This window comes from Mixta tenebrionis, assembly GCF_006517625.1.
Taxonomy (GTDB): domain Bacteria; phylum Pseudomonadota; class Gammaproteobacteria; order Enterobacterales; family Enterobacteriaceae; genus Mixta; species Mixta tenebrionis.
In genome coordinates, this window is the sequence record NZ_VHQI01000006.1 from 172805 (window position 1) to 199136 (window position 26332).

General features: G+C 57.9%; 25 protein-coding genes. 12 read left to right on the top strand and 13 right to left on the bottom strand.

Going from position 1 to position 26332, the window contains the following annotated elements; all coding sequences use genetic code 11:
- A complete protein-coding gene (locus tag FKM52_RS11640; protein WP_141176344.1) occupies window positions 1-699 on the top strand; it encodes a FadR/GntR family transcriptional regulator in 699 nt (232 codons plus the stop codon).
- Here the strand turns inward: FKM52_RS11640 and FKM52_RS11645 are convergent.
- The 5 genes from FKM52_RS11645 to FKM52_RS11665 all read right to left on the bottom strand — a co-directional run bounded on the left by FKM52_RS11645 (window position 688) and on the right by FKM52_RS11665 (window position 6014).
- Window positions 688-1731, bottom strand: coding sequence for an AI-2E family transporter (locus FKM52_RS11645; RefSeq protein WP_141176345.1), 1044 nt, complete (start codon window positions 1729-1731; stop codon window positions 688-690). The genes FKM52_RS11640 and FKM52_RS11645 overlap by 12 nt on opposite strands.
- A gap of 116 nt (window positions 1732-1847) precedes the next feature.
- Window positions 1848-2657, bottom strand: coding sequence for a 2-keto-3-deoxy-L-rhamnonate aldolase (gene yfaU / locus FKM52_RS11650; RefSeq protein WP_141176346.1), 810 nt, complete (start codon window positions 2655-2657; stop codon window positions 1848-1850).
- Between the two features lie 13 nt (window positions 2658-2670).
- On the bottom strand, window positions 2671-3963 hold the full coding sequence (locus tag FKM52_RS11655; protein WP_141176347.1) for an MFS transporter: 1293 nt from the start codon (window positions 3961-3963) through the stop codon (window positions 2671-2673).
- A gap of 48 nt (window positions 3964-4011) precedes the next feature.
- Window positions 4012-5217: an L-rhamnonate dehydratase gene (gene rhmD / locus FKM52_RS11660; protein WP_141176348.1), complete on the bottom strand. Its 1206-nt coding sequence runs from the start codon at window positions 5215-5217 to the stop codon at window positions 4012-4014.
- A gap of 14 nt (window positions 5218-5231) precedes the next feature.
- A complete protein-coding gene (locus tag FKM52_RS11665; RefSeq protein WP_141176349.1) occupies window positions 5232-6014 on the bottom strand; it encodes an IclR family transcriptional regulator in 783 nt (260 codons plus the stop codon).
- Between the two features lie 391 nt (window positions 6015-6405).
- Between FKM52_RS11665 and FKM52_RS11670 the strand changes: the two genes are divergently transcribed.
- A complete protein-coding gene (locus tag FKM52_RS11670) occupies window positions 6406-7599 on the top strand; it encodes an MFS transporter (RefSeq protein WP_141176350.1) in 1194 nt (397 codons plus the stop codon).
- Between the two features lie 72 nt (window positions 7600-7671).
- On the opposite strand, the gene FKM52_RS11675 is transcribed toward FKM52_RS11670, so the two are convergent.
- Window positions 7672-8490 (bottom strand): TIM barrel protein, encoded by an 819-nt coding sequence (locus FKM52_RS11675; RefSeq protein WP_141176351.1) that lies wholly within the window; start codon window positions 8488-8490, stop codon window positions 7672-7674.
- A 442-nt stretch (window positions 8491-8932) separates the two neighbouring features.
- On the opposite strand from FKM52_RS11675, the gene iolB reads away from it, so the two are divergent.
- On the top strand, window positions 8933-9757 hold the full coding sequence (gene iolB, locus FKM52_RS11680; RefSeq protein ID WP_141176352.1) for a 5-deoxy-glucuronate isomerase: 825 nt from the start codon (window positions 8933-8935) through the stop codon (window positions 9755-9757).
- A 391-nt stretch (window positions 9758-10148) separates the two neighbouring features.
- On the opposite strand, the gene FKM52_RS11685 is transcribed toward iolB, so the two are convergent.
- Window positions 10149-10991 carry a MurR/RpiR family transcriptional regulator gene (locus FKM52_RS11685; protein ID WP_141176353.1) on the bottom strand — a complete coding sequence of 281 codons (843 nt, stop codon included), beginning with the start codon at window positions 10989-10991 and terminating at the stop codon, window positions 10149-10151.
- A gap of 259 nt (window positions 10992-11250) precedes the next feature.
- A complete protein-coding gene (locus tag FKM52_RS11690; RefSeq protein WP_141176354.1) occupies window positions 11251-13179 on the bottom strand; it encodes a bifunctional 5-dehydro-2-deoxygluconokinase/5-dehydro-2-deoxyphosphogluconate aldolase in 1929 nt (642 codons plus the stop codon).
- Window positions 13180-13734: 555 nt separating this feature from the next.
- Here FKM52_RS11690 and iolD point away from each other — a divergent pair.
- From iolD to iolE, 4 genes are all read left to right on the top strand, one after another.
- Window positions 13735-15675, top strand: a complete 1941-nt coding sequence (gene iolD / locus FKM52_RS11695; RefSeq protein WP_141176355.1) for a 3D-(3,5/4)-trihydroxycyclohexane-1,2-dione acylhydrolase (decyclizing) — start codon at window positions 13735-13737, stop codon at window positions 15673-15675.
- 94 nt (window positions 15676-15769) lie between these two features.
- On the top strand, window positions 15770-16786 hold the full coding sequence (gene iolG / locus FKM52_RS11700) for a bifunctional inositol 2-dehydrogenase/D-chiro-inositol 1-dehydrogenase (protein ID WP_141176356.1): 1017 nt from the start codon (window positions 15770-15772) through the stop codon (window positions 16784-16786).
- A 67-nt stretch (window positions 16787-16853) separates the two neighbouring features.
- Window positions 16854-17738 carry a sugar phosphate isomerase/epimerase family protein gene (locus FKM52_RS11705; RefSeq protein ID WP_141176357.1) on the top strand — a complete coding sequence of 295 codons (885 nt, stop codon included), beginning with the start codon at window positions 16854-16856 and terminating at the stop codon, window positions 17736-17738.
- 73 nt (window positions 17739-17811) lie between these two features.
- Window positions 17812-18708 (top strand): myo-inosose-2 dehydratase, encoded by an 897-nt coding sequence (gene iolE, locus FKM52_RS11710; protein ID WP_141176358.1) that lies wholly within the window; start codon window positions 17812-17814, stop codon window positions 18706-18708.
- A gap of 136 nt (window positions 18709-18844) precedes the next feature.
- On the opposite strand, the gene FKM52_RS11715 is transcribed toward iolE, so the two are convergent.
- A complete protein-coding gene (locus FKM52_RS11715) occupies window positions 18845-19402 on the bottom strand; it encodes a DcrB family lipoprotein (RefSeq protein WP_141176359.1) in 558 nt (185 codons plus the stop codon).
- 122 nt (window positions 19403-19524) lie between these two features.
- Window positions 19525-20190, bottom strand: a complete 666-nt coding sequence (locus FKM52_RS11720) for a 7-cyano-7-deazaguanine/7-aminomethyl-7-deazaguanine transporter (RefSeq protein ID WP_141176360.1) — start codon at window positions 20188-20190, stop codon at window positions 19525-19527.
- A 249-nt stretch (window positions 20191-20439) separates the two neighbouring features.
- Between FKM52_RS11720 and tusA the strand changes: the two genes are divergently transcribed.
- Window positions 20440-20688: a sulfurtransferase TusA gene (tusA, locus tag FKM52_RS11725; protein ID WP_141176361.1), complete on the top strand. Its 249-nt coding sequence runs from the start codon at window positions 20440-20442 to the stop codon at window positions 20686-20688.
- A 3-nt stretch (window positions 20689-20691) separates the two neighbouring features.
- On the opposite strand, the gene FKM52_RS11730 is transcribed toward tusA, so the two are convergent.
- Window positions 20692-21321 carry a lysoplasmalogenase gene (locus FKM52_RS11730; protein ID WP_141176362.1) on the bottom strand — a complete coding sequence of 210 codons (630 nt, stop codon included), beginning with the start codon at window positions 21319-21321 and terminating at the stop codon, window positions 20692-20694.
- A 189-nt stretch (window positions 21322-21510) separates the two neighbouring features.
- Here FKM52_RS11730 and FKM52_RS11735 point away from each other — a divergent pair, with 189 nt between their 5' ends.
- Window positions 21511-21870, top strand: a complete 360-nt coding sequence (locus tag FKM52_RS11735; RefSeq protein WP_141176363.1) for a DUF2500 domain-containing protein — start codon at window positions 21511-21513, stop codon at window positions 21868-21870.
- Between the two features lie 4 nt (window positions 21871-21874).
- Here the strand turns inward: FKM52_RS11735 and FKM52_RS11740 are convergent, their stop codons facing one another.
- Window positions 21875-22144, bottom strand: a complete 270-nt coding sequence (locus tag FKM52_RS11740) for a DUF1145 family protein (protein WP_141176364.1) — start codon at window positions 22142-22144, stop codon at window positions 21875-21877.
- Window positions 22134-22736 carry a 16S rRNA (guanine(966)-N(2))-methyltransferase gene (rsmD, locus tag FKM52_RS11745; protein WP_141176365.1) on the bottom strand — a complete coding sequence of 201 codons (603 nt, stop codon included), beginning with the start codon at window positions 22734-22736 and terminating at the stop codon, window positions 22134-22136. Before rsmD ends, FKM52_RS11740 begins: the two co-directional genes overlap by 11 nt.
- A 187-nt stretch (window positions 22737-22923) precedes the next feature.
- Between rsmD and ftsY the strand changes: the two genes are divergently transcribed.
- From ftsY to ftsX, 3 genes are read left to right on the top strand one after another with little or no spacing between them, the layout of a single operon-like run.
- Window positions 22924-24570 carry a signal recognition particle-docking protein FtsY gene (ftsY, locus tag FKM52_RS11750; protein WP_141176366.1) on the top strand — a complete coding sequence of 549 codons (1647 nt, stop codon included), beginning with the start codon at window positions 22924-22926 and terminating at the stop codon, window positions 24568-24570.
- Window positions 24571-24576: 6 nt separating this feature from the next.
- Window positions 24577-25245 carry a cell division ATP-binding protein FtsE gene (ftsE, locus tag FKM52_RS11755; protein ID WP_141176367.1) on the top strand — a complete coding sequence of 223 codons (669 nt, stop codon included), beginning with the start codon at window positions 24577-24579 and terminating at the stop codon, window positions 25243-25245.
- Entirely contained in the window at window positions 25235-26224 is a 990-nt protein-coding gene (gene ftsX / locus FKM52_RS11760) for a permease-like cell division protein FtsX (RefSeq protein ID WP_141176368.1), read from the top strand. Before ftsE ends, ftsX begins: the two co-directional genes overlap by 11 nt.
- Window positions 26225-26332: the final 108 nt, after the last annotated feature.

The following is a 26332-nucleotide window of genomic DNA, read 5'->3' on the forward strand; positions in this document are numbered from 1 at the left end:
ATGACGCTACCGGCAGTAAAAACCGAACGGCTCTATCGGCAAATCTCCGCTCTGCTGAGCGCGGCGATAGCGCGCGGCGATTTTGCCCCCGGCACGCCGCTGCCGCCGGAAAGAGAGCTGGCGCGCCAGCTGAACGTCAGTCGTTCATCGGTAAGAGAGGCGCTGATCGCGCTGGAGGTGACCGGCTGGGTCGTCATTCGTAGCGGCAACGGCGTGCTGGTGGCCGATCCGCTGCCGATTCAGCAGCAGGAGCAGACGGAAACCTTTAGCCTGCGCGACCTGATTAAGGCGCGTCAGCATTTCGAAGCGCTGACGGCGGAGCTGGCGGCACGCTACGGCAGCGAGGAGCAGCGGCGGGAGTTACGCGCCGTCGCCGCGCGCCTGGCGCTGCATGAGATCAATGACGCTGCGTTCCTGGAGCAGGATCGGCGCTTTCATCTGCTTATCAGCGAGATGAGCGGCAATGAGGTGCTGCGGGATATGATGGCCTGGCTGTGGAACCTGCGTAAAAACCAGCGCTTCCTTCTGCTGGAGAGCCATTTTGCCGACCGTGATTTTCCGCGCGAGCTGAACCATGACCATCAGCTGATCGCCCAGGCGATTATTGACCAGAACCCGGCGCTGGCCAGGGACAGCATGGCGCTGCACTTACAGCATGTTTACGACCATCTGTTCCCGGAATCTGAGCTAACGCTTTAGCGGCGGGCGTCCGTTGCCGAGCAGAATCGCCAGCTTGCTGCCGCCGGGGGTGGTTTCCATCAGGATCTTACAGACGCTGGTTAACGGCACCGAAAGCAGCATTCCTACCGGGCCGAGCAGCCAGCCCCAGAATATCAACGACAGAAAAACCACCAGCGTCGAGAGACCAAGGCCGCGCCCCATTACGCGCGGCTCCAGCATGTTGCCAAACACCATATGAATGGCGCTGAACAGCGCCGCCACCAGCAGCGCATCGTAAAAATCGTTCAGCACCAGCGCCTGAATAAAGGGCGGCACGCCAGCAATAATCGGCCCGATATTGGGAATAAAGTTCAGCACAAAGGCGACCACGCCCCAGAACAGGGCGAACTTCACGTCCAGCAGCAGCAGCGACAGCCAGACGGCGATGCCGGTGATCAGGCTAATCAGCGTTTTTAGCGCCAGATAGTGCGTTACGCCTTTCAGCGCCTTATGCAGCCCGGCGATGCGGATCTGCGGATTGACCAGCGCGTTACGCAGCTTGTAGGGCAGATGGCGCACCTCAAACAGCATAAAGACCACCGTCATGATCAGCAGAATAAAATTGCTCATCGCGCCGGAGAACTGCGTCAGCACCAGGGTAGCGACGTTCATGATAGCGTTGGGATCGAGCTGTTCCGCCAGCGCGCGCGTGGAAACCGGGATATTCAGCCGTCCGGCATAGTGCTGGATCACCGTCAGCTTCTGTTCGAGGATGGTGCGTATCTGCGGGTAAACCAGGGAAAATTCGTTTACCGAGCTGGCGAGCATCGCCACCAGCATCGTGATTACCAGCAGCACCACCACCATCACCAGGGTAATCGCCCAGGTGCGCCGCAGCCCGCGCCGCATCAAAATATTCACCAGCGGATTGAGGACGATAGCGAGAAAAATCGCGAGCAAAAAGGGAACGATAATCGAAGAGGCGGCGCGGATGCCTGCCAGAATAACCACCAGCGTTGCCATTTTAAGCAACATATTCTGGCCCATCTTCTCCTGCTGTGGTGCAATCATAATGTCCTCAGACGCAAACTCGCCACAGCAAGTGTAGTCGCTAACGGCCGCTAACGCGCTGATATTTTTCATTAACCTGCGGTTAACAGGACGCCGCGCGTTAGCGGCCCGGCGGCTTAGTAGCTGTTCTTCAGCGACGGAGACGCCGCAGAGGATTTGAACAGGGCGAGTCGTCGATCCAGCGCTTCGCTGTAGAGCATGGTATCTACGCCGACGGCGACGAAGTTGGCGCCCCACTGCAAACATTTGCGCGCCATTTCCGGATCAACCGCCAGAAACCCGGCCGCCTTGCCCGCGGCGCGAATCCGTCGGATGCTCTGTTCGATAATGCGCTGTACCTCAGGATGCCCGGCATTATCGGGATAGCCCAGCGACGCGGAGAGATCCGCCGGGCCGATAAAGACGCCGTCGATGCCTTCCACCTCCAGGATGGCGTCGAGGTTGTCCAGCGCCGCCTTGCTCTCCATCTGAATCAGCAGGCACAGCTCGTCGTTGGCCTGCGCCATATAGTTTTCGATACGTCCCCAGCGGGCGGCGCGGGCGACGCTGGCGCCGACGCCGCGCACGCCTGCGGGGGGATAGCGCGTGGCGGCAACCATCTCCCGCGCCTGCTGCGCGCTGTCGATCATCGGGATCAGCAGCGTCTGCGCGCCGATATCCAGCACCTGCTTAATCAGGGCGCGGTTGCCCTCTACCGGACGGATCACCGGCTGGCCGGCATAGGGCGCCACCGCCTGCAGCTGATGATAAAGATCCTGGATGGTATTCGGCGCGTGTTCGCCATCGATCAGCAGCCAGTCATAGCCGGAGGTGGCGGCGATTTCCGCCATATAGGCGGTGGTGGAGCTTAACCACAGGCCGATTTGCGCCTCGCCGCGGCGCAGAGCGGCTTTAAACGGGTTCGCGGCGAGTTTTATCGTAGTCATTTATTTGTCCCTTTTATTGAGTGCGGACATCCGCTGATTGGGCTGCCGGACGGGTAACGCCCAGCGTAAAGATGATTAGCGCGCCGATAATCGCGACGGCGGCCAGCGTCAGCAGGCCGGCGGCATCGCTGTTAAACAGGCTTTCCGCCTTCACGCGCACGATGGGCGCCAGAAAGCCGCCGACAGCGCCGAACAGGTTGACGAAACCGATCCCGGCGGCCAGCGCGGTGCCGGAGAGCAGCTGCGTCGGCATAGTCCAGAATACCGGCTGAACGGCGATAAAGCCGACCGCGGCGACACAGAGCGCCGCCAGCGCCAGCAGAGGCGTCACCAGGCCGGAAAGCCCGATGCCGATGCCTGCCGCCAGCAGCGTCAGCGCCGCCACGTTGCGACGATCGCCGGTTTTATCGGAATAGCGCGGAATCAGCCAGGTGCCGAACAGCGCCGCAACCCAGGGAATGGCGGTAACCAGCGACGCGGTAAAACCGACTTTGCTGCCCAGCAGCGCCGCAACCTGGGTCGGCAGGAAGAAAATCAGCCCATAAACGGCCACCTGAATCGTCATATAGATGATGGCCAGCTGCCAGACGCGCCCGTTACGCAACGCATCCGCCAGCCGCGAGGCGACCTTGGTTTCTTCCTCGCTGGCCAGCTGGGCGGTAAGCGCCTGTTTTTCTTCTGCGCTCAGAAAGCGTGCCTGCTGCGGCGTATCGTCCAGCCAGAAGAAGGTAAACAGGCCGGCAGCCACCGCCAGCAGGCCTTCGATCATAAACATCCAGAACCAGCCGGGATGGCCCAGAAAGCCGTGCATTTCCAGCAGCGCGCCGGAAAGCGGCGATCCCAGCGTCAGCGCCAGCGGCGCGCCCATATAGAACAGTCCCATAATGCTGGCGCGATTGCGCTGGGGAAACCATTGCGAGGTCAAATAGATCATGCCGGGAAAAAAGCCCGCCTCCGCCGCGCCCAGTAGGGTACGGACCAGCAGGAACTTCGCCTCGCTATCGGCCCAGGCCATCGCCGCCGACAGGAAGCCCCACAGCAGCGTGGTGCCGCCAATCCAGCGGCGCGCGCCCAGCTTACGCATCAACAGGTTGGCCGGAACGCCGAGGATGGCGTAAACCACGAAAAAGATGCCGGCTCCCAGCGCGTAGGCTTCGTTGCTCAGGCCGGTATCGATCTGATAGGTTTCTTTGGCGAAGCCGATATTTGACCGATCGAGAAACGCCAGCACGTAGAGCGCCAGCATAAAGGGGATTAAGCGCGCGCGGTTTTTCTTCACCACGCCGGCAAGCAGGGTGTTATTCATAGCGAAATCCTCAGTGGAAGCGCCGCGCCGGTAGCGCAGCGCCCTGTCTCAGTGGCTGTAAGGGCGATGCAGGTTGCAGTCGCGATTGAGCTCTACGCCAAAGCCAGGTTTATCCAGCACCGATTTATGGATGCGGCCATTTACCGGCACCGGTTCGTCAAGCAGGATAGGATCGAACTGCGGACGCAGCGTGGCGCAGTCCGGGCTGGTCATTAAAAATTCGCTGAAGGGGGTGTTGGTAAAGGTGATTACCGCGTGATGCGAGTAGACCGAAGAGCCGTGCGGCACTACCAGCTGGCCGCGCGCTTTGGCGATGGCGGCGATCTCCACCAGCGTGGTCAGCCCGCCGCACCAGCCAACGTCAGGCTGCATAATATCGATGCCGGTTTCGGAAAGGGTGCGGAACGATTGCAGCGTGCCGTGGTGCTCGCCGCTGGTAACCATCATTCCCGGCGGCACGCTGCCTTTTAGCTGGCGGTAGCCTTCATACTGCTGCGGCGGCAGACACTCTTCAATCCATTTCAGGTTATAGGGCGCGCAGGCGTGCGCCAGACGGATGGCGTAGTTCACATCCTGGCTCATCCAGCAGTCGAGCATCAGCCAGAAATCAGGTCCGCACTTCTCACGGTACTCCGCCACCATCGCCGCATCTTTGCGAATACCCGCATCGCCGTCGTGCGGCCCCCAGTGGGTGGGCATTTTGCCGCCGATAAAGCCCATCTCTTTCGCCAGATCGGGACGGGCGCCGGTGGCGTAGAACTGGATTTCATCGCGTACCGCGCCGCCCAGCAGCTTATAGACCGGCAGCCCAACGACTTTCCCAAACAGATCCCACAGCGCCAGATCGACGCAGGAGATGGTATTCAACACCAGCCCGCCGGAGCCGGCGTAGAACATTGTCGCGCCAAGCATCTGATCGTGAATCAGTTTGATATCGCTGACGCACTTGCCTTCAATAAAGCGGTTGAGGTGTTTTTCGACGATAAAGCAGCCCATTTCGCCGGCGGTGGAAACGGCAAAGCCGGTTTGTCCATTCTCTGCTTCCACCTCAACGATCAGCGTGCCCAGCACGTTGATGCCGAAAGACTGGCGCGACTGCTCATACTGCGCATATTTGCTCATCGGCGTGGCGATATGATCGTCAATCCAGTGGTTGGCTCCCTGATCGTGATAATCGCCGCCGCCAGCGCCTTTCTCTGCGGAAGCGCCGCCGATAAACCAGGCGCGAACATGTTTAATTTTAGGTAGGGTCATGGGTCTTCTCCTTATTATGAGGCTTGTTGTTCAGCGGGGCTTTTCCACCCCAGAAGACGGGAGATATCTCTGGCGCAGGCGATCGCCTTACCCGCCAGGTAATCACGGTTTTCTTCATTGATTTGCAGGCGCGTGCCGACCACCGAGATAGCGGCGGTCAGCTGCTGGCTGGCGTTGAAGATCGGCGCGGCGACGCATCTGACGTCGCAGTAGTCCTCGCCGTTGTCGTAGCTCCAGCCCTGAAAGCGAATGCGGGTCAGCTCATCCTGAAAGCGTTGCGGATCGGTAATGGAGGTGGGCGTGGCCTGTTCCCATGCCAGCTGGCTGACGATCTCTTCGCGAATCGCGGCGGGCTGCCAGGCAAGCAGACATTTGCCGATACCGGAGCGGTTAAGCGACAGGCTTTTTCCTTCATGCGAGCGCACGCTGATGGTGGAGGGCGATTCAATTTTCAGAATGTAGTAGGCGTTGCCGCGATCGATAATGCCGAGATGGCACAGCAGGCCGGTTTCATCCATCAGCTTTGTCAGCCGCGGGCGCGCCAGCTCGCGCAGGTTAAGCTGGCTCAGCGCATGGCCCGCCAGCTCGACCAGCTTGGTCCACAGGCAGTAGTTCCCCTGATGATCGAGGGTAATAAAGCGCTGCCGTTTCAGCTCAGCAAGAAGCAGGTAGGCGGTGCTTTTCGGGATGCCGGTGGCGTCGATAAGCGTTGCCGCGCTGCACGGCCCGGTCGCCGCGATGAAATTAAGGATATCTATTGCCCGACTCAGCGCCGGTACTTTGCCTGATTCCAACATGCTGGACTCCTGTCTGAGATACTGGAATCAGTGTTGCGGGTCTGCGTAGGCGAATTTGTGACTCCGCTCCGGTCGCGGAGCGATTCCAGCAGAGTGGACGTGCGTTGTGAAAAAATTGTGAACAGCCGCACAGAAAATTCTTTCATTAGTACAACAGGTTGGACAAGATCGCAGGAGCGCCGTACGTAACGGGCGCCGCCACGCCGGCAAAACTATCTGCTACGGTGGAGCGCCAAACGCCGTGTTTAGCGCCGGCGGCGCGGCGCTTTTACCCGTGACGCGGACGTTTTTATCGTTAGCGGCGTGCGCGCCATGCTTTGCCTCTTGCTGCGCTAAAAAACCGCGTATAGTAAGCGCTTAGTCTGTTAATAAAGATCGATATGAGTGCGCTATGTCTGAACAGCCTGCCCCGGAGGCGCCGCAAAGCAGCTTTCGCCTGAATCAGAAAATACTTTCCGTTGTGGTTTTCAATTTCGCCAGCTATCTGACCATCGGTTTGCCGCTGGCGGTACTGCCTGGCTACGTGCATGACGTAATGGGCTACAGCGCCTTTTGGGCGGGACTGGTAATCAGCCTGCAGTACTGCTCTACGCTGTTGAGTCGCCCGCATGCCGGGCGCTACGCCGATCTGTGGGGGCCGAAAAAGGTGGTCGTGTTCGGCCTGGGCGGCTGCCTGCTAAGCGGCATTTGCTATGCGCTGGCCGCGGTCAGCGCAGGCTGGCCGCTGGTAAGCCTGGCGCTGCTCTGTGCCGGCCGGCTGGCGTTGGGCGTAGGGCAAAGCTTTGCCGGAACCGGCTCGACGCTGTGGGGCGTCGGGGTGGTGGGATCGCTACATATCGGCCGGGTTATCTCCTGGAACGGCATCTGCACCTACGGCGCGATGGCGTTGGGGGCGCCGCTTGGCGCGCTAATCTACCATTTTGGCGGCATCATGCTGCTGGCCTCGGTGATTATGCTGATTACGCTGGCGGCGATGCTGCTGGCTCTGCCGCGCCCGGCGGTAAAGGGGAGCAAGGGCAGCCCGCTGCCGTTCCGTGCCGTGCTGGGAAAAATCTGGCCTTTCGGCCTGCTGCTGGCGATGGGATCGGCAGGGTTTGGCGTGATCGCAACCTTTATTACCCTGTTCTACCAGGCGAAGGGCTGGTCGGGCGCGGCCTTTTCCCTGACGCTGTTCAGCCTGGCTTTTGTCGGGACGCGATTGCTGTTTCCCGGCAGCATTAACCGGCGCGGCGGCCTGCAGGTGGCGCTGTTCTGCTTTGCCGTGGAGGCGTTCGGCCTGTTTATCGTTTGGCTCTCGTTTTCGCCCTGGATGGCGAACCTGGGCGCTTTGCTCACCGGAGCCGGTTTTTCGCTGGTGTTCCCGGCGCTGGGCGTTGCGGCGGTGAAAGCGGTGCCGCCGCAGAATCAGGGCAGCGCGCTGGCTACCTTCACCGCCTTTATGGATCTCTCGCTGGGCATTACCGGGCCGGTGGCCGGATTTATTATGAGCTATGCGGGCGTGTCGGTCATTTATTTGCTGAGCGGCCTGCTGGTGTGTCTGGCGCTGCTGCTAACCTGGCGCAGGCGGCAATATATCAGCGCATAAAAAAGGCCCCCGCAACGAGAGCCAGAAAAAGCAATGACATAAAACACAGATAACACCTGAGGCTGCTGTTGGCTACGCCTGCAGCAGTTGAATACTGCGCTGGATTTCGCGTTCGATATCCGCTTCGCTCCAGTTCGCCAGCGTTGATGAGAAAGGCTCAAAGGCGTAAATGCCGCGATAGCCCATCTTTTCAAGGCGATGCACCTGCGCCACGCTTCCCAGCACGTCCTTCTCGCTGAGCATGATGCGCTCTTCATCGGTCAGCTGGGCTTTCGGACGCGTATCCTCCACGCCGGAGAGGTGCACCAGGCCGATCGCGCTGACATCAATAATGCCGCTGGGGAACTCCTGCTCGGCTTTCTCATACAGATGATGATGGAAGGTATCGATCAGTACCTTAAAAGGCACCTGCGCATCGCGCAACAGCGCCTGCGTCTGTACGGCGGATCGCAGTGAACTTTGCGGGAAGCCCAGCGGCTCCACCAGGCCTTCAATGCCGTAGCGTTTGAATAGCGGGGCCAGTTTTTGCAGCGCGGCGATGGTTTTATCAACGGAAATCGGCTGGCCGTCGTTGAGCGGGCAGAGCACCAGAGCGTGCGCGCCGATCGCCTGCGCCTCTTTCATCAATCCCTCGGCGCGGTTCAGCAGATCGTCGTCCATATGGTTAAAAGGGTAAACCGCATTGATGGTAATAATCTCCATGCCGTACCGTTTCGCCAGCGTCCTGACCTGTTCATGGCTCAGATCGTCGGTGACTTTGCCGCTGGGCATGTCGTTACGTAACTCCACCTTATTCAGACCCAGGCGCTGTACCAGCCTGAAAAAGGTTTCGATGTCGAGATTCGGGGCGATTTTACGGTTGATACAGAAACGGCTGGAATCAATGGCCATGATGTGCTCCTGCAAAGATATCAATTGAACCGATCGCATCGTTGCGCTCGGCGGCTGGCATAAAGAGAACATTTATTTCATATTTAAGGAAGATTGAAACTTAGGTTTTTCGATCTGCCTCGCAAAAATTTCATTTTAAAGCGGAGCGCCAGGCCTGAAACCGTTAACGGCTGCGGGTGAGTGATGTTGTCAGGTCGTGACGCCACGCCGCCTGGAGCGGAGCGTGACGCTGAAACAGCGCTCCGTATTACGCAGAAAAATGCGAGCTGTTCCGCTAAAAAAACTTTTTTCAAAACTATCTGTTTGAAAAATTTATTCCGTTGTAATAGGGTGGAAATAACATCCCGGACGCGGACGTCTGAATGCGGCAAAGCCTGACAGGGCCGGGAAAACCGCACAGGCAACCCTGCGCCGGGCGGCTATTTCATCAAAGGAGGAGCGGATGTCTTTGCTTGCTAAACGTCGGCAGCCTGACGCGAACGGGCGGATTCAGCATATTACGCCGCAAAGCGCCGGCTGGCGTTTTGTTGGTTTTGAAGTCTACCTGTTGCAAAAAGGCCAGACCCTGACGCTGGATAGCGCGGATAAAGAACTCTGTCTGGTGCTGGTGAGCGGTCTGGCTTCGGTGAAAACCCGCCATGCGGCGTTTCCCGGCATCGGCAAGCGCCAGTCGCCTTTTGAACGCACGCCGCCGTTCTCCGTTTATGTTCCACACCACGATCGCGTTGAGGTTGTGGCTGATTCCGCCCTGGAGCTGGCCGTATGCAGCGCGCCCGGAAATGGCGAGCTGCCGGCGCGGCTGATCGCGCCGCAGGACGTTGGCGTCGAGCGGCGTGGAAAAGGGCGCAACAGGCGCCTGGTGCATAACATCCTGCCGGATGATAAGCCGGCCGACAGCCTGCTGGTGGTTGAAGTGTATACGGATGAGGGCGACACCAGTTCTTATCCCAGCCATAAGCACGATCGCGAAGATTCGCCGGATGAAACCTGTCTGGAAGAGACTTACTATCACCGTTTCCAGCCGGAACAGGGTTTTGCGCTACAGCGGGTCTATACGGACGATCGGGAGCTGGATGAGTGTATGGCGCCCTATAATCACGACGTGGTGATGGTGCCGCGCGGCTACCATCCGGTTGCGACTATTGCAGGCTACAACAATTACTATCTCAACGTGATGGCGGGGCCGGTACGTAAGTGGAAGTTTACCTGGGAGCAGGATCACGCCTGGATAAACAGCGACGCCTATCCCATCGCAGAGAAAAAATAGCGGCGACGCCCGGCGTCCAGAGAAAAGGCAGCGCAGGCTGCCTTTTAGCTTTATTAGCGCTGGTGTTGCTGTAAATACGTTGCTTTTGCCGCGGTTAGCGCTGTTTTCCTGGGGATTACGTTGTTTTTGCCGCGGTTAGCGCTGTTTTCCGGGGGATTACGTTGCTTTTGCCGCGGTTAGCGCTGTTTTCCTGGGATTACATTACTTTTTCCGCGGTTAGCGCTGTTTTCCTGGGATTACATTACTTTTGCCATAGTTAGCGTTATTTTCCTGGGATTACGTTGCTTTTGTTATGGAGCTGTAGTGAAAATAGCCACCAGCCACCAGCCACCAGCCACCAGCCACCAGCCACCAGCCACCAGCCACCAGCCACCAGCCACCAGCCACCAGCTTACTGTTTAGCGTTATTCAGCGCCAGCGAGACCGCCAGCGTTTGCGCCAGGCACAGCGAAGCAACCTGGGAGCGGAAGCCATCAACCTGAGCCTCGCGCACTACAAAGCATACGTCGCTGAAGGCGGCCAGCGGGCTAACCTGGCTGTCCGTAATCGCAATTTGCCGCGCGCCGCGGCGTGCGCCCATTTCCACCAGTTCTACCCCTTCGCGCGCATAGGGTGAATAGCTGATGGCGATAACCACATCCCTGGGGTTCACCATGCTGAGCTGCTCGGTAAACATGCCGCCCAGGCCGTCGATCAAAAACGCGCGTCGTTCCAGATGGCGCAGGGCGTAGGTAAGGTAGGAGGCGACGCTGAAAGAGCGGCGCAGGCCGATAACGTAGATATTTTCCGCCTTGCTGAGCAGCTCTACCGCTTTATTAAGCTGCTCTGGATTGGTTTGCATCGCCAGCTGCTGTAAAGCCTGGGAGTTCACCATAGTAAATACATTCAGGATTTCGGCTGGGTTTTCAGGCGAGGCCGCCGCCTCATCGGTTGCGGTTTGGCGGAACAGGCGCGCGCGCTCGGTATAGTTCACCGTTTCTTCCATCAGATGTTGACGAAAGACCTGTTTCATTTCATTGAAGCCGCTGAAGCCGAAGGCGTTCGAGAAGCGGATCAGCGTGGAAGGCGGCACGTCGGCCTGCTGGGCTATTGAGGCGACGGTATCAAAGGCGATGCTGTTGCTGTTATCAAGGATATAGCGCGCAACCTGCTTCAGACGTTTACTGAGCGTATCGTAGCGACGACGAATGTCGTCCTGGAGTAAAGAAAGCTGTGTCGGGTTATTAGTTGTCATTACTTCGACCTGCTAAAAAATGATGGGTATTTTGCTAAGCGATATTCTATCAGACGGATGGAAAATTTCATTTGAAACCCCTGTTAGCAGAGTTTATTTCATAGCAACATGAATTACCTCACAAAACGTGATGTTTAATCCGTTTCTCTACGGCGAAAATCAGCGAAATCCTGAGGACAAGCGGGCGTTAACGGTAGTGAAAAAATGGCAACGCCGCCGATATGCAGGCATCGGCGGCGTGTCGGGCAAGCTCAGCGCGCTAGCTGGCCTGCTGTAGCGGACGAGCCTCGCGCCAGTAGTTAATCAGCGTCAGGTAATTGTTCTTAACCTGCCGGATCAGCGCCTCATCGCTTAATTCTCCCTGCAGCCACTGGCGTGACGGCTGGCCGAAGATGGTGCGGCCAACGGCAAATCCTTTTACCCACGGCGCCTGTGCCGCAGCGCGGAAGCCTGCCTTCAGCTTATCTTCCGGCGCATCCAGGCCTAGCAGCAGAATACCGCGGCACCAGGGATCGTACTGCTCAATCAACGCGCCGATAGTTTGCCAGCTGGTCAGCGACAGCGGCGGCAGTTTCCACCAGTCCGGCCGCACGCCGAGGCGGTAAAAGTGCGTGATGATATCGATATAGTAAGACTCCTGACGATCGGGATTCTCCTCCGGCAGAATGATTTCCAGCAGCAGTTCATGACCTGATTTATTACAGCCGCGCCAGACGTCGAGAATCAGCTCGTCCTGCTGCCGGCGCAGTTCCGTGCTGTCGTGCGGATGATAAAACACCAGACATTTCACCACGTGTTCCTGCGGCCAGTCGATCAGCTGCGAGCCGATATTGCCATGTTCAAGGCGCAGTGGACGCGAGCCCGGCAGCTCAATGGGGCGGCCGATCCACCAGCCTTTGCCGGTAATAGCGTTCAGCGCCTGCTGCCCGTAGGTGGTATCGGCCAGAATACCGCTGTTGTTCACCAGCCCGGCTTCGTCCGCCGCCGCTTCCGCCGCCTGCAACAGCAGCGTTTTCAGCCGGGGAATACGGGCAACGTCGGCGCCTGCCTCCTGCGCCATATCCACCAGCTGTTTGCGATGGTCGAAAGCGAAAACGCACAGCTCCTGCCAGCTTTTTTTGCGCGTGGTGACGCGGTGCAGATGGTTAAGGCGCTCGTCGCGATCGGGACGCGGTACTTCACGATCGCGGCTCAGGTAATCATCCAGCTCCGCTTTGGTCGGCATCGCCGGCGCGCAGCCATGACGCGATACCACCAGCGCGCCGCAGGCGTTGGCGTAACGGCAGGCCTGCCGCCAGCCTTCATCATTGAGCCAGCCGCGCAGCAGGCCGGACATAAAGGCGTCGCCCGCGCCCAGCACGTTAAGCACGTCGACGCGCACGCCGCTTTGCAGCTCGGTTTTATCCCAGCTGTCCGGGATTTCGCCTTCAAACACCACGCAGCCTAACGGGCCGCGTTTGCATACCAGCGTCGCTTTGGTGGAGCGGCGTACGGTTTTTAAGGCGCTGAGCGTATCGGTGCTGCCGCCGGCAATATGAAACTCCTCTTCCGTGCCGACAATCAGATCGAAATAGTGCAACACTTCCTGTAGTTGCTGCGTCACCCGATCGGATTCGATAAAACGGGTTTCGCCGTCGCCCAGCGAGGTCAGCCCCCAGAGTACCGGACGATAGTCGATATCCAGCGCGGTGCGCAGGCCGTGACGGCGTGCGATCTCCAGCGCCTTCAGCACCGCCGCGCGCGTATCGGGATGGGAAAGATGGGTGCCGGTGACCGCTACCGCGCGGGCGGAGGCGATATAATCTTCATCGATATCCTGCGGCGTCAGGCCCATATCCGCGCAGTTATCGCGGTAAAAGATCAGCGGGAAGGTATCTTCATCTTTAATACCGAGGATCACCAGGCCCGTTAAACGTTTTTTATCGGTTATCAGGCACTGCGTATCGACGCCGACGCGCTGCAGCTCTTCACGCAGGAAGCGGCCATTATGCTCATCCCCAACGCGCGCCAGCATGGCGGACTTTAATCCCTGAATGGCGGTGCCGTAAGCGACATTGCCGGAAGAGCCGCCGAGGTATTTGGCAAAGGTGCTGGTATCTTCCAGACGCGCACCGATTTGCTGTCCATAGAGATCAACGGCAATACGGCCGATACAAATCACATCAAGCCGCTTCTGTTGTGTACTCATACCTGTTGTTTCCTTCTGTGATAAGCAGACACTGACGAGCGTCTCCAGAGAACTTTCGGGAAGCACCCGATAATCCGATCGCACCGGATCAACTGTGTTGGCAGTATGAGGAATAAATATTCCAAAAACAATACACAATGAAATTAATAAGCCGGAATTGTGAGGAGGGTAAAACTCTCATTTCTTTTTAACCGCGTCTGGCTCAGGCGGATTGCGCCGACGCTCTCCACAGAAGGCGCTTTTTACCGTGCTTTTTACAGAAGTTAGCGCGGTAATAAAAATGAAATAGAATATTTGTTTTTATCGCCGTCCCGCGCCGTTGTTCCACCCGTTCTGGCGGCCAGGCCGCTTCCCACGCCGCTAAAATCGATTATTTGATCTCTCTCGCAAAATGAAATGTTTCTTCTGTAACCGTATTTTATGAAAAAATTATTTGTTTATAATCGCCTCACGTTTCACTTACTGAACGTCGGCAGATATGCATTTCGGGCCGCCGACACTGGCGAATTGCGGCGCCTCTGCTGTAGCGGAACGCCGCGGGTAAAGGATAAGCAAATGGGCACGATCAGATTAACCACGGCGCAGGCGCTGGTGAAGTTTCTCGATAATCAGTACCTGTCTGTCGATGGGGTGGAAACGAAATTCGTTAAAGGCATCTTCGCTATTTTCGGGCACGGCAACGTGCTGGGGCTCGGCCAGGCGCTGGAGCAGGATAGCGGCGATCTGGTGGTGCATCAGGGGCGCAATGAGCAGGGGATGGCGCACGCCGCCACCGGCTACGCTAAGCAGAAACTGCGCCGTGAAATCATCGCCTGTACTTCCTCCGTCGGCCCCGGCGCGGCGAATATGATTACCGCCGCCGCTACCGCCACGGCTAACCGCATTCCTTTACTGCTGCTGCCGGGCGACGTATTCGCCACGCGCCAGCCCGATCCTGTACTGCAGCAGATCGAACAGAGTCACGATCTCAGCCTGAGCACGAACGATGCGTTTCGCGCCGTCAGCAAATACTGGGATCGCATCAATCGTCCTGAACAGCTGATGACCGCCTGCATCAGCGCGATGCGCGTGCTGACCGATCCGGCGGAAACCGGCGCGGTCACGCTGTCGCTGCCGCAGGATGTGCAGGGCGAAGCCTGGGATTTCCCGGACTACTTCTTCCAGAAACGCGTGCATCGTCTGGATCGCCGTCTGCCTACCGGGACGCAGCTGCAGGATGCGCTGGCGCTGCTGGCGCGTAAACGTAAGCCGCTTATCGTCTGCGGCGGCGGAGTGAAATATTCCGGGGCGGCGGAGGCGCTGCGCCAGTTCGCCGAGCGCTACCAGCTTCCTTTTGCCGAAACCCAGGCGGGCAAAGGCGCACTGGTTTCCGATCATCCGCTGAACGTCGGCGGCGTGGGGGAAACCGGCTGCCTGGCGGCAAATCTGCTGGCGAAAGAGGCCGATCTGGTGATCGGCGTCGGTACGCGCTATACCGATTTTACCACCGCGTCGAAATGGATATTTCAGCATCCGGACGTGAGCTACCTCAATATCAACGTCAGCAATTTCGATGCCTACAAGCTGGATGGCGTTCAGCTGGTAGCCGATGCGCGTGAAGCGCTGAACGCCCTGAGCGCCGGCCTGGCGAGTCAGGGATTCCGCAGCGAGTGGGGCGATCAAATTGCGCAGGCGCAGAGCAGGCTGTTGAAGGAAACGCAGCGCGTCTATCAGGCGGCCTGGAGCGAAGAAAATTTTGTACCGGAAATTGACGACAGCATCGATCGCGACGCGCTGTTTGCCGAATTTAATCGCCTGACCGGTTCCTTTCTGACGCAGAGCAGCGTGCTGGGCAGGCTGAACGAGCAGCTGCCGCAGGATGCGATTATTGTCGCCGCCGCCGGCAGCCTGCCGGGTGATTTACAGCGCGTCTGGCGCACCAAAGCCGCCGGCGGCTATCACGTAGAGTATGGCTACTCCTGCATGGGCTACGAAATTAACGCCGCGCTCGGCGTTAAGCTGGCCGAACCGCAGCGGGAAGTCTACGCGCTGCTCGGCGATGGCTCTTTTATGATGCTGCACTCCGAACTCATCACCTCCATCCAGGAAGGCGTCAAAATCAATGTCGTGCTGTTCGACAACATGACCAATGGCTGTATCAATAACCTGCAGCTGGAGCACGGCATGGATAGCTTTACCACCGAATTCCGTTTCCGCGACCGCGAAAGCGGCAGGCTGGACGGCGGCTTGATTCCGGTTGATTTTGCCGCGATCGCCGCCGGCTACGGCTGCAAAACCTGGCGCGTTACCACGCTGGAAGAGTTAAGTCAGGCGCTGGAAGCGGCGCGCAAAGAGAGCGTATCTACCCTGATCGATATAAAAGTGCTGCCGAAAACCATGGTGCACAAATATTTCAGCTGGTGGCACGTCGGCGGCGCTCAGGTTTCGACCTCTGAACGCATTGATGCCGTCGCCAGAATGCTGAAAGAACATGTCGACCAGGCAAGAAAGTACTGATTATTAACTTTTTTATCTGAACATCTACCCTGACAGCGGGCATCGTCGGCAGTGCTGGCGGGTTCGCGCTTACCCTGAATTCTGGAGACATATCATGACTCTGAAACTTGGCGTTATCGGCACCGGCGCAATCGGCCAGGAACATATTCGTCGCTGCACTAAAGTATTACAGGGCGCCACCGTCGTGGCGGTATCCGATATCAACGTTGAAGGCGCCAGAGCCGCGCTGTCGCGCCTGGGCTTACAGGCGGAAGTGTATGCCGATGGGCATCAGGTGATTAAATCTTCCGACGTTGATGCGCTGCTAATCACCTCCTGGGATCCCACGCATGAAGAGTACACCCTGGCGGCGATCGCCGCAGGCAAGCCGGTATTCTGTGAAAAACCGCTGGCGATGACGGCGGCGGGCTGCCGCCGCGTGGTGGATGCGGAAATAAAATTCGGCAAGCGTCTGGTTCAGGTCGGTTTTATGCGTCCTTACGATAGCGGCTATCGCGCGCTGAAAAAGGTGATCGCCGACGGCGCCATCGGCGAACCGCTGATGCTGCACTGCGCGCACCGCAACCCGGCGGTGCCGGAAAGCTACACCACCGATATGGCGATTACCAGCACTCTGATTCATGAGCTGGACGTGCTGCGCTGGCTGACCAACGACGATTATAAAACCGTGCAGGTGGTGTTCCCGCGCGTCACGTCGAAAAGCCATGCCCGCCTGAAAGATCCGCAGATCGTGCTGTTTGAAACGCAAAAGGGCATCCGTATTGATGTGGAAATCTTTGTTAACTGCGCCTACGGCTATGACATCCAGTGCGAAGTGGTAGGCGAAGAGGGCATCGCCAGGCTGCCGGAACCTTCAGCGGTGCAGATGCGCCGGAGCGCCCAGCTCTCTACCGCTATTCTCACCGACTGGAAAGATCGCTTTATCGACGCCTATGACGTCGAACTGCAGGCCTTTATTAATGATGTCAGCAAGGGCACGCTGACCGGCCCGTCAGCCTGGGATGGCTATGCCGCTTCGGTTGCCGCCGACGCCTGTCTGAAAGCGCAGAACAGCGGCGCGATTGAGCAGGTTGAGCTGCCGCCGCGTCCGGCTTTTTACGATAAAGCTTAATTCCCGTCCTCCTCCCGCCCAGGCGGGAGGAGCGCGCACCTTGCACTGAGCAATCAGGGAGAACGTTATGAAGATCGCTTTCGATGTGGATGTCATCAGAGACTTAGGCATCACGAAGATGGTTCATCAGGTCGCTGACTGGGGCTACAAATATATTGAGCAGTCGCCGCACCCGCAGATTAACCCCTTCTATAAGCACCCGAAAGCGGGCCGGGAGATCATGACGGAGTATAAAAACGCGCTGAAAGCGACCGGCGTGGAAATTTCCTCCTTTATCGTGGTTTACCGCTGGTCCGGCCCGGATGAGCTGCGCCGTCAGGCGGCGGTGAAAAACTGGAAACGCATGATTGAAATTGCGGTGGAAATGGGCGTGCAGGTCATTAACACCGAGCTTTCCGGCAATCCGAACGAGCCGGAGATCTGCGAGGAGATGTTCTACCGTTCAATGGAGGAGCTGCTGCCGATCGTCGAACGTGAAGGGATCCGCATCGAAATTCAGTCGCATCCCTGGGATTTCTGCGAGCTGAACAATGAAACTGCCGATATCGTGAAGTCTTTCCGCAGCGAAAATGTGAAATATGTCTATAGCGTGCCGCACACCTTCTTTTACGACAAAGGCAAAGGCGATGTGAAAAGCATGCTGGAGTATGTAGGCGAGGATCTGTCGCACGTGCTGATCGCCGATACCATGAACCATACCAAACACTGTCGCTATATCGTCAATCCGCCGGGCGTTGATGCCGCCGTTCATCAGCACGTCGGCGTGGGAGAAGGGGAAGTGGATTTCACTACCCTGTTCAAAACCCTGCGTGAAATGGATTTCGCTAACCGCACTTATAAAGTAGGCGGCGATGCGATTATCGCCTCGGCGCTGTTCGGCTACCCGGAAAAAATGAAATATCAGGCGGTGGAAACGCGCGAAATGATCGAGCGCGAGCTGTTGGGCAAATAAAAGGGCTGGCTCCGCTGGCCGGAGCCGTTGCGCATGGCGGCGCGCAGCCGCCGTACTGAACAGAGAGTTCACCATGAATAAAGATTACGTGAAGCTGGCGATCGCGCCGATAGGCTGGACCAATGACGATATGCCTGAGCTGGGCAAGGAGAACACCTTTCAGCAGACCGTAAGCGAAATGGCGCTGGCGGGATTCAGCGGTAGTGAAGTCGGCAGCAAATATCCGCGCGATCCGGCGGTGCTGAAGCCGATGCTGGAAATTCGCGGCATCCAAATCTGCAACGCCTGGTTTAGCACTTTCTTCGCTAACGGCGAGAAGGCGAAAACCATCGATGAATTCGTTAACCATATGAACTTTCTGCATGCCATGGGCGCGAAAGTGATCGGCTGCTCCGAGCAGAGCAAAAGCATTCAGGGCACCTCGCTGCCAGTTTTCGATCGGAAGCCGATCTTTAGCGACGAAGAGTGGCGCTTAACGGCGGAAGGCTATAACGAGCTGGCGCAAATCGCGGCGCAGAAAGGTATGCAGGTTTGCCTGCATCACCATATGGGCACCGGCATTCAGACGCCTGCGGAAATTGACCGCTTTATGGCGCTGACCAACGATGATGTGTATCTGCTGTACGATACCGGCCATATCTACTATTCAGAGAACAGTCAGCAGGCGATGCTGGCGGTGCTGGAGAAATATCTGCCGCGCATCAATCATGTGCATCTGAAAGATGTTCGTGATGAGGTGGTAGCCACGGTGCGTCAGCAAAAGCTCTCTTTCCTCGACGGCGTAAAACGCGGCACCTTTACCGTGCCCGGCGACGGCGTAATCGATTTCAAACCGGTATTTAAGCTGCTGGATGAGGCGGGCTATCGCGGCTGGATGGTGGTTGAGGCAGAACAGGATCCGGCGCTGGCCAATCCCTTTGAGTATGCGGTGAAGGCGCGCAAATATATTCGTGAAACGGCGGGAATCTAAGAGGCCGGCCTGATGAAAAACGGGGCGGCGGAGATGGCGGCCTTAGCATCCGCTGGCGGCCCGTGTTCGATAACGCCTTATTGCCGGACTAACGCCGCCATTACCGGCGGCGTTGTTAATGCGCAATACGTCCGGCTTATTTCAGCGTAATAGTATTAATTACGTTCTCAGCCGCAGTTTGCGCCTGCTGCTGGTTATCCGCCGGCAGCGTAATCTGCAGCGTCACCAGTTTGTTTTCTGCTTTAGCCAGCACCACGGAAGACCAGGAAGACTGGTTATTAGCGGAAATGACCGTATCCAGCTGCTGCGCCGGCTGGCCCTTCAGCGTAATCGCCTTATTGGTTACTACCTGCAGCTGCGGATCGCGGTTGCGCTGCTGCTGTTCCAGGCGTCTGGAGAGTACCTCCAGCCCTTCATTAGTGCTGTCGCCTTCAATCACGATAATGGCGCGCTGCCCGCTCTCATCGGCGTAAACGTGCATATTGTTCGCCTGGGTGCCAACCTTGCCGCTCTTATCCGACATCCCCGCCGGCAGGTTGAAGCTGAGCTTGCCATCCATCAGGGTTACCGTCTGCACCGAGGTACTGGCGCTGGCGCCGTTATCGTCCGCTGCGGCCCGATCGGATTGTTGATCGCAGGCGGCAAGGCCGACCACCAGTAAACCTATTCCAAGATATTTCGTAAGTTGACGCATCAGGTTCCCTTTTCTCTATTTGCCCGATCATACAGAACACAATACAAACTGAATCAGCGCGTAAAAGCAACCAATCATAAGCCACGATCTTAGACGCGCTGAGCGGTTGCCGCTATTGCCGTTTAGCCGAAATGATAATGGGGTTGTCGTGAGCGCTCGGCCAGGCGCTTCAGCGCCGCATTCAGCAGTACGCCGTAGGCAGGCAAAAAGAAAACCATGCAGATCAACACTTTGAAACTATAGTCAACCAGCGCGATCTCGACCCAGTGCTGGGCCATAAACGCATCGGGACTCTTATAAAAAGCGATAAAGAAAAAGGCCAGCGTATCGCTGATATTGCCTAAAAACATGGCGCAGCCGGGGGCGATCCACCACTGCGGCAGCTGACGCAGGCGGTTGAAAACGTGTACGTCCAGAATCTGGCCCAGCGCGTAGGCCATAAAGCTGGCGCAGGCGATACGCGCGACAAACAGGTTCAGCTGCTGTAACGCCTCGCTTCCCTGCCAGGCGCCGTTATAGAACAGCGCGGAGATGACGTAGGAGATCACCAGCGCGGGCGCCATCACCGCCAGAATAATACGGCGGGCCAGCGGAGCGCTGAAAATACGCACGGTCAGATCGGTGGCGAGGAAGATAAACGGAAAGCTGAAGGCGCCCCAGGTGGTATGGAAACCAAACAGAGTAATGGGCAGCTGAACCAGATAGTTGCTGGAGGTAATCACCAGTACGTGGAACAAGGAGAGCCAGATAAGCGCATGCTTCCGCTGGCGCGGCGTTAAAGCGATCATAATGTACCTTTTTTACGTTGGGGTGAGGGAACCCAGTCTTCATTCAGCGCCTTGCGCAGCGCTAACGCTTAGCGGCTGGCAAGGCTATAGCGATAAAGGGCGTAACCGTCCTGTCGCGGGCGCATCTTACCGCGTTATCTGCTGTTTGCAACGCTTAGTTTTCACGCAAACGTTAACCTGCGCGGTCAGCTTGCGTCACCGGACGTCAGGGGTAAAATAGCGCTTACCAACCGCTACGTTGAGACAATTATGAACGATCTATTCGCCAATCCCGATCAAACCCTGGATGCGCTGGGCCTGCGCTGTCCTGAGCCGGTGATGATGGTGCGCAAAGCGGTGCGCCATATGCAGGAAGGGGAAACGCTGTTGATTATTGCCGACGATCCGGCCACCACGCGCGATATTCCCGGCTTCTGCCGTTTTATGGAACACACGCTGGTGGCGCAGGCGATTGATGAGAAGCCCTACCGCTATCTGCTGCGCAAGGGGCTTGCCTGAGCTTTAATAGAGCCAGAGCGAGCGGGCGATCATAAAGTGCCCGGCAAAATAGCAGGCGGCGACAATAGCGTTATCCGCCGTAAAACGTTTGCGGAAGTGGCTGATAAACCAGACCAGGTTCGCCAGCGTCAGTAACGTAGCGCCCGCTACCAGAGAAAAGCTGTAGTCGGTTGGACGGAACCAGTACAGCTCGGCGGCCAGCCAGTTCATTACCAGCGTCATGCCGATAAAGGTGCAGACCGGCCAGCGCAGCTCCTCCAGTCGCGACCAGATAATTGCGATCCAGACGGCGCCAACGATCAACATGATTAACGGGATGGGCCAGAAAAAGCTCATCGTCATATGACTGGCGAAATTAATGGTGTAGAGCAGATGCGCCAGAAAGAAGGCGCCGAGGGCATACATCATGCGCTGGCGCGGCAGCAGGGTCAGCGCATCGCCCGCCATGGTAGCCAGCAGGCCCAGCAGGATTAAATAGTCGCTGGGATTGAGCGTCGGCGCCTGCCATGCCCACGCCAGCAGCAGCAGCAGGGTAACGGGCTTGAACAGCCAGCGCTGCCACTGCGGGCCGCGGTAAGTGGCATCGACATACAGCCAGCCGGAAAAAAGTACTGCAAGAAACGACCAAATCATGGAGTTTTCCTTTTTGACAAAGGGGCGTTGTCAGCATGCGCATCATCGTCACGGCGCTAACTAACATCGCTATTTTATTAACAATCCTGCACAGAGTTTAGGTTAGCGGGGCGCAATGTGACAACGGCGGCGCGCTGGCGGTATCCCTGAGGTGTGGAAAAAGAGCGGAAACGGAGCCTGACAGCGAAGATGAGCAAGCCCCCACTAATTTTCTTAATCGTATTAGCGATAATTGCGGTACTGGCCTCGCGTCAGTTCATTAAGCAGCGCCGTGAAGCGGCGCAAAACGAGGCGGCGCCGCTGCGATCGCTGCTGGTGGAGGTTAAAGAGAAGCGCACAGCGCCGGTAACGGACCGCCGTTCACGCCAGCGTGAGGCGATCGCCGGGGAGGAGATGCGCTACGAGGCGTGGTTTCAGCCGCTCAACGGCGCCGCAGAGATCAAACTGAAAGTAACGGCTGCCGCCTGGCAGCAGCTGGATAAGGGCGTAGAGGGCGAACTGCAGGTGCAGGGCACCCGCTTTATCTCTTTTACGCCGCGCAGGCCCTGAAGCGTTACTGCTTTGGATAATGCTTTTTTTGCCAGGCGAGCAGCTCAAAAACGCCGAAAAAGAAGATCTTAATCTGCGTCAGGCGGCTCAGCTTCGCGCTATCCTTCGGCTGGGTCGCCCGCAGCAGCACCAGCTGCAGACCATGCATAATCACCATAAAGATCAGCGCAATATCGACAAAATATTTCAGCGGCTTCGGAAACGGCTGCAGCAGATTCAGTAACAGAAAGGCCCACACAAACACCATCATCAAACGCCCCAGATTAAGCCACATCTTCCTGCTCCTGTACTGTGCCGGTACGGCGGTATAAGCGGTAAGCTACCTGGCCCGCGACTTTTTCCCGGTGCAGCTGCCAGTTAACCGGCACCGGCGGCGCGCCGTTTTCCACTTCGCTTTCAACATAGATCAGCGCATCGTCAGCCAGCCAGCCGTTGCTCTCCAGCAGGCGCAGCGTTTCATCCAGCAGGCCTTTACGAAACGGCGGATCGATAAACACTATCTGATAAGCATCGCCCTGCTGCGCCAGCCAGCTCAGGGTATTGGTCTGAACTACCTGCGCATTGCCGGCCTTCAGGGTTTGCAGATTGCGCGTTAACTGCTGCGCAACCGCTTTTTCCAGCTCCAGCAGCGTCGCCGATGCGGCGTAGCGCGAGAGTGCCTCAAGGCCGAGCGCGCCGCTGCCGGCGAAGCAGTCGAGACAGCGCGCCTGCTGAATTTCAGGCGCCAGCCAGTTAAACAGCGTTTCACGTACGCGATCGGTCGTTGGACGCAGGCCGGCGCTGTCCGGCACCGGCAGTTTTCGTCCACGCCACTGGCCGCCGATAATGCGAATTTGGCCGGCGGCGCTGCGGTTTTTTTTATTCATGCTGCTCACAACTCGTCATAATTTGTTGCGTAGTTTAACGGGCGAAAGCGGTTGAGGAAACGTTAAAAAGGGTGCTGGTGTTGCGCTGGCTGGAAAGTGTTAGACTAATGAATTCTTTATCAGAGAATTTTTTCAGCCCGGCGCGACAGACGCCCGGATGAAAGCCATCGAGGAGTGTAGTCACACAATGGCAAAAGAGAAAAAGCGTGGCTTTTTTTCCTGGCTGGGATTTGGGCGTGAAGAGACGCCTGCGCAGCCGGAAGAACAAAAAGAGACGTTAACGCAGCAAACGGAAGCCGCCGCTGAAAGCGATGCGTCCACCGCGACGCCAGCGCCTGCTGAACAGCTTGCTGAGGAGATTGTCGCGACGACGGAAGAGGTTGCGCGCCAGGAAGAAGCGCGTTCCGCGCCGGTTGAAGAAGAGGTTCTGCCGGAGGCAACCGCGCCGGTTGAAGCCGTCGCGCCAGCTGAAGAAGAGGTTCTGCCGGAAGCAACCGCGCCGGTCGAAGCCGCCGCGCCGGCTGTAGAAGAGGTTCTGCCGGAAGCAATCGCGTCGGTTGAAGCCGTCGCGCCGGCTGAAGAAGAGGTTCTGCCGGAAGCAACCGCGTCGGTCGAAGCCGTCGCGCCGGCTGAAGAAGAGGTTTTGCCGGAAGCGACTAAGCCAGCAGAATTCACCGCGCCGCCTGAGGCCGATCGCCTTGCTGAAGCGCCAACAGCCGCCGAAGAGAAAGATGCGGTTATCGCTGCCGAGGTTGCCGTTGCCGTCGCGCTTTCCGATACGCATCAGCCGGATGCCGCGCTGGAAGAAGAAGTGCCGCTGGCGGATGATGAGCTGACGGCGCTGGCGTTAGCGCAAGAAGCGCCTGAAGAAGCTCCCTTAGTCGCCGCGCCCGTTGAACAGGAGCGCCCAACCAAAGAGGGCTTCTTTGCCCGCCTGAAGCGTAGCCTGGTGAAAACGCGGCAAAACCTTGGCTCCGGCTTTGTCAGCCTGTTCCGCGGCAAAAAGATCGACGATGAACTGTTTGAAGAGCTGGAAGAGCAGCTGCTGATCGCAGACGTAGGCGTTGAAACCACGCAGCGCATTATCAACAGCCTGACCCAGCAGGCGAACCGTAAACAGCTACGCGATGCTGAGGCGCTGTACGGCCTGCTGAAAGCGGAGATGGCCGGTATTCTGCACCAGGTGGACGCGCCGCTGGAGGTAAGCGGTAAAACGCCGTTTGTCATCCTGATGGTCGGCGTAAACGGCGTCGGGAAAACCACCACCATCGGCAAGCTGGCGCGTCAGTATCAGGCGCAGGGCAAATCAGTAATGCTGGCGGCCGGCGATACCTTCCGCGCCGCCGCGGTTGAGCAGCTGCAGGTATGGGGCGAGCGTAACCATATTCCGGTTGTCGCCCAGCATACCGGCGCTGATTCCGCCTCGGTAATTTTCGATGCGATTCAGGCGGCCAGGGCGCGCGGCGTGGACGTTTTAATCGCTGATACCGCCGGACGTCTGCAAAATAAAGCGCATCTGATGGAAGAGCTGAAGAAAATCGTTCGCGTAATGAAAAAGCTCGACGAGCAGGCGCCGCATGAAGTGATGCTAACTATCGACGCCAGCACCGGCCAGAACGCCGTCAGCCAGACTAAACTGTTCCACGAAGCGGTGGGTCTGACGGGGATCACCCTGACCAAGCTGGATGGTACGGCAAAAGGCGGCGTGATCTTCTCGGTGGCGGACCAGTTCAGTATCCCGATTCGCTTTATCGGTGTCGGAGAGGGCATCGATGATTTACGGCCATTTAAGGCCGAAGATTTTATTGAGGCATTGTTTGCCCGAGAGGATTAAACCAGGATGATTCGCTTTGAAGAGGTCAGTAAGGCTTATCTCGGCGGTCGGCAAGCGCTGCAGGGCGTAGATTTTCATCTGCAACCTGGCGAAATGGCGTTTCTGACCGGACATTCCGGCGCAGGGAAAAGCACCCTGTTGAAGCTGATTTGCGGCATTGAACGCCCCAGCGCGGGCCGGATCTGGTTCAGCGGACACGATATCAGTCGGCTGAAAAATAGCGAGGTGCCTTTTCTGCGTCGTCAGATAGGCATGATCTTTCAGGATCACCACCTGCTGATGGATCGCACGGTCTATGACAACGTGGCGATCCCGCTGATCATCGCTGGCGCCAGCGGTGAAGATATTCGTCGCCGCGTCTCCGCCGCGCTGGATAAAGTGGGCCTGCTCGACAAAGCGAAAAGTTTTCCTGTTCAGCTGTCAGGCGGTGAGCAGCAGCGCGTTGGCATCGCCCGCGCGGTGGTAAACAAACCGGCGGTGCTGCTGGCCGATGAGCCAACCGGCAACCTGGATGAGGCGCTGTCGGAAGATATTTTGCGCCTGTTTGAAGAATTTAACCGCGTCGGAGTCACCGTTCTGATGGCAACCCATGATATGGGGCTGATCGCCCGCCGTCGCTATCGCGTGATGCGGCTCAGCCAGGGAAGACTGCACGGAGGCGAACATGGCGAATAAACGCAACAGGCGCGCGCCGGCGGCGGCGAAAGCCAGGGCGCCGCAGCCGAAAAGCAAGGCGCTGAAGGGCGGCTGGCAGGAGCAGTGGCGCTACGCCTGGCGCGGCACGCTCTCCGATATGTGGCGTCAGCCGCTGGCTACGCTGCTGACGGTGATGGTTATCGCCATCTCGCTGACGCTGCCGAGCGTGTGCTACATGGTGTGGAAAAACGTCAGCCAGGCGGCGGAGCAGTGGTATCCCACGCCGCAGCTGACGCTCTATCTGTCGAAAACGCTGGATGATACGGCGGCAGAAAATGTGGCGGCGGCGCTGAAGAAAGAGCCGGGCGTAGCGAAGGTCAACTATCTGTCGCGCGAAGAGGCGCTGGGCGAATTTCGCAACTGGTCCGGTTTCGGCGGCGCGCTGGATATGCTGGAGCAAAACCCGCTGCCGGCGGTAGTGATCGTTACGCCTGAGCTGACTTTCCAGAATGAGAAGACGCTGCAAACGCTGCGCGAGCGCGTTCAGCATATCGATGGCGTTGACGATGTACGTATGGATGACAGCTGGTTTGCCCGCCTGGCGGCGCTGACCGGCCTGGTAGGACAGGTTGCCACGCTAATCGGCATTCTGATGGTGGTGGCGGTATTTCTGGTTATCGGCAACAGCGTGCGGCTCAGCATCTTCGCCCGTCGCGATACCATTAACGTGCAGAAACTGATCGGCGCTACCGATGGCTTTATCCTGCGTCCCTTCCTGTATGGCGGGGCGCTGCTGGGCCTGAGCGGCGCGGTGCTGTCGCTGATCCTGTCCCAGGCGCTGGTACTGCGGCTGGAATCGGTAGTGGCGCAGGTTGCCAGCGTGTTTGGCACCACCTTCCGCATCAGCGGCCTGTCGTGGGATGAGAGCCTGCTGCTGCTGCTGCTGTCGGCAATGATCGGCTGGATTGCCGCCTGGTTAGCCACCGTGCAACATTTACGTCGTTTTACGCCACAGTAACGTTTTTTTGGTATAATCTTCCTCTGCTGCATGACGTCCGTGCCGCAGAGGAAGCTCCCCGCATTTTCCTTTCCCGGCAGCGCCTGACGTCCTTATCTTGTGTATAAA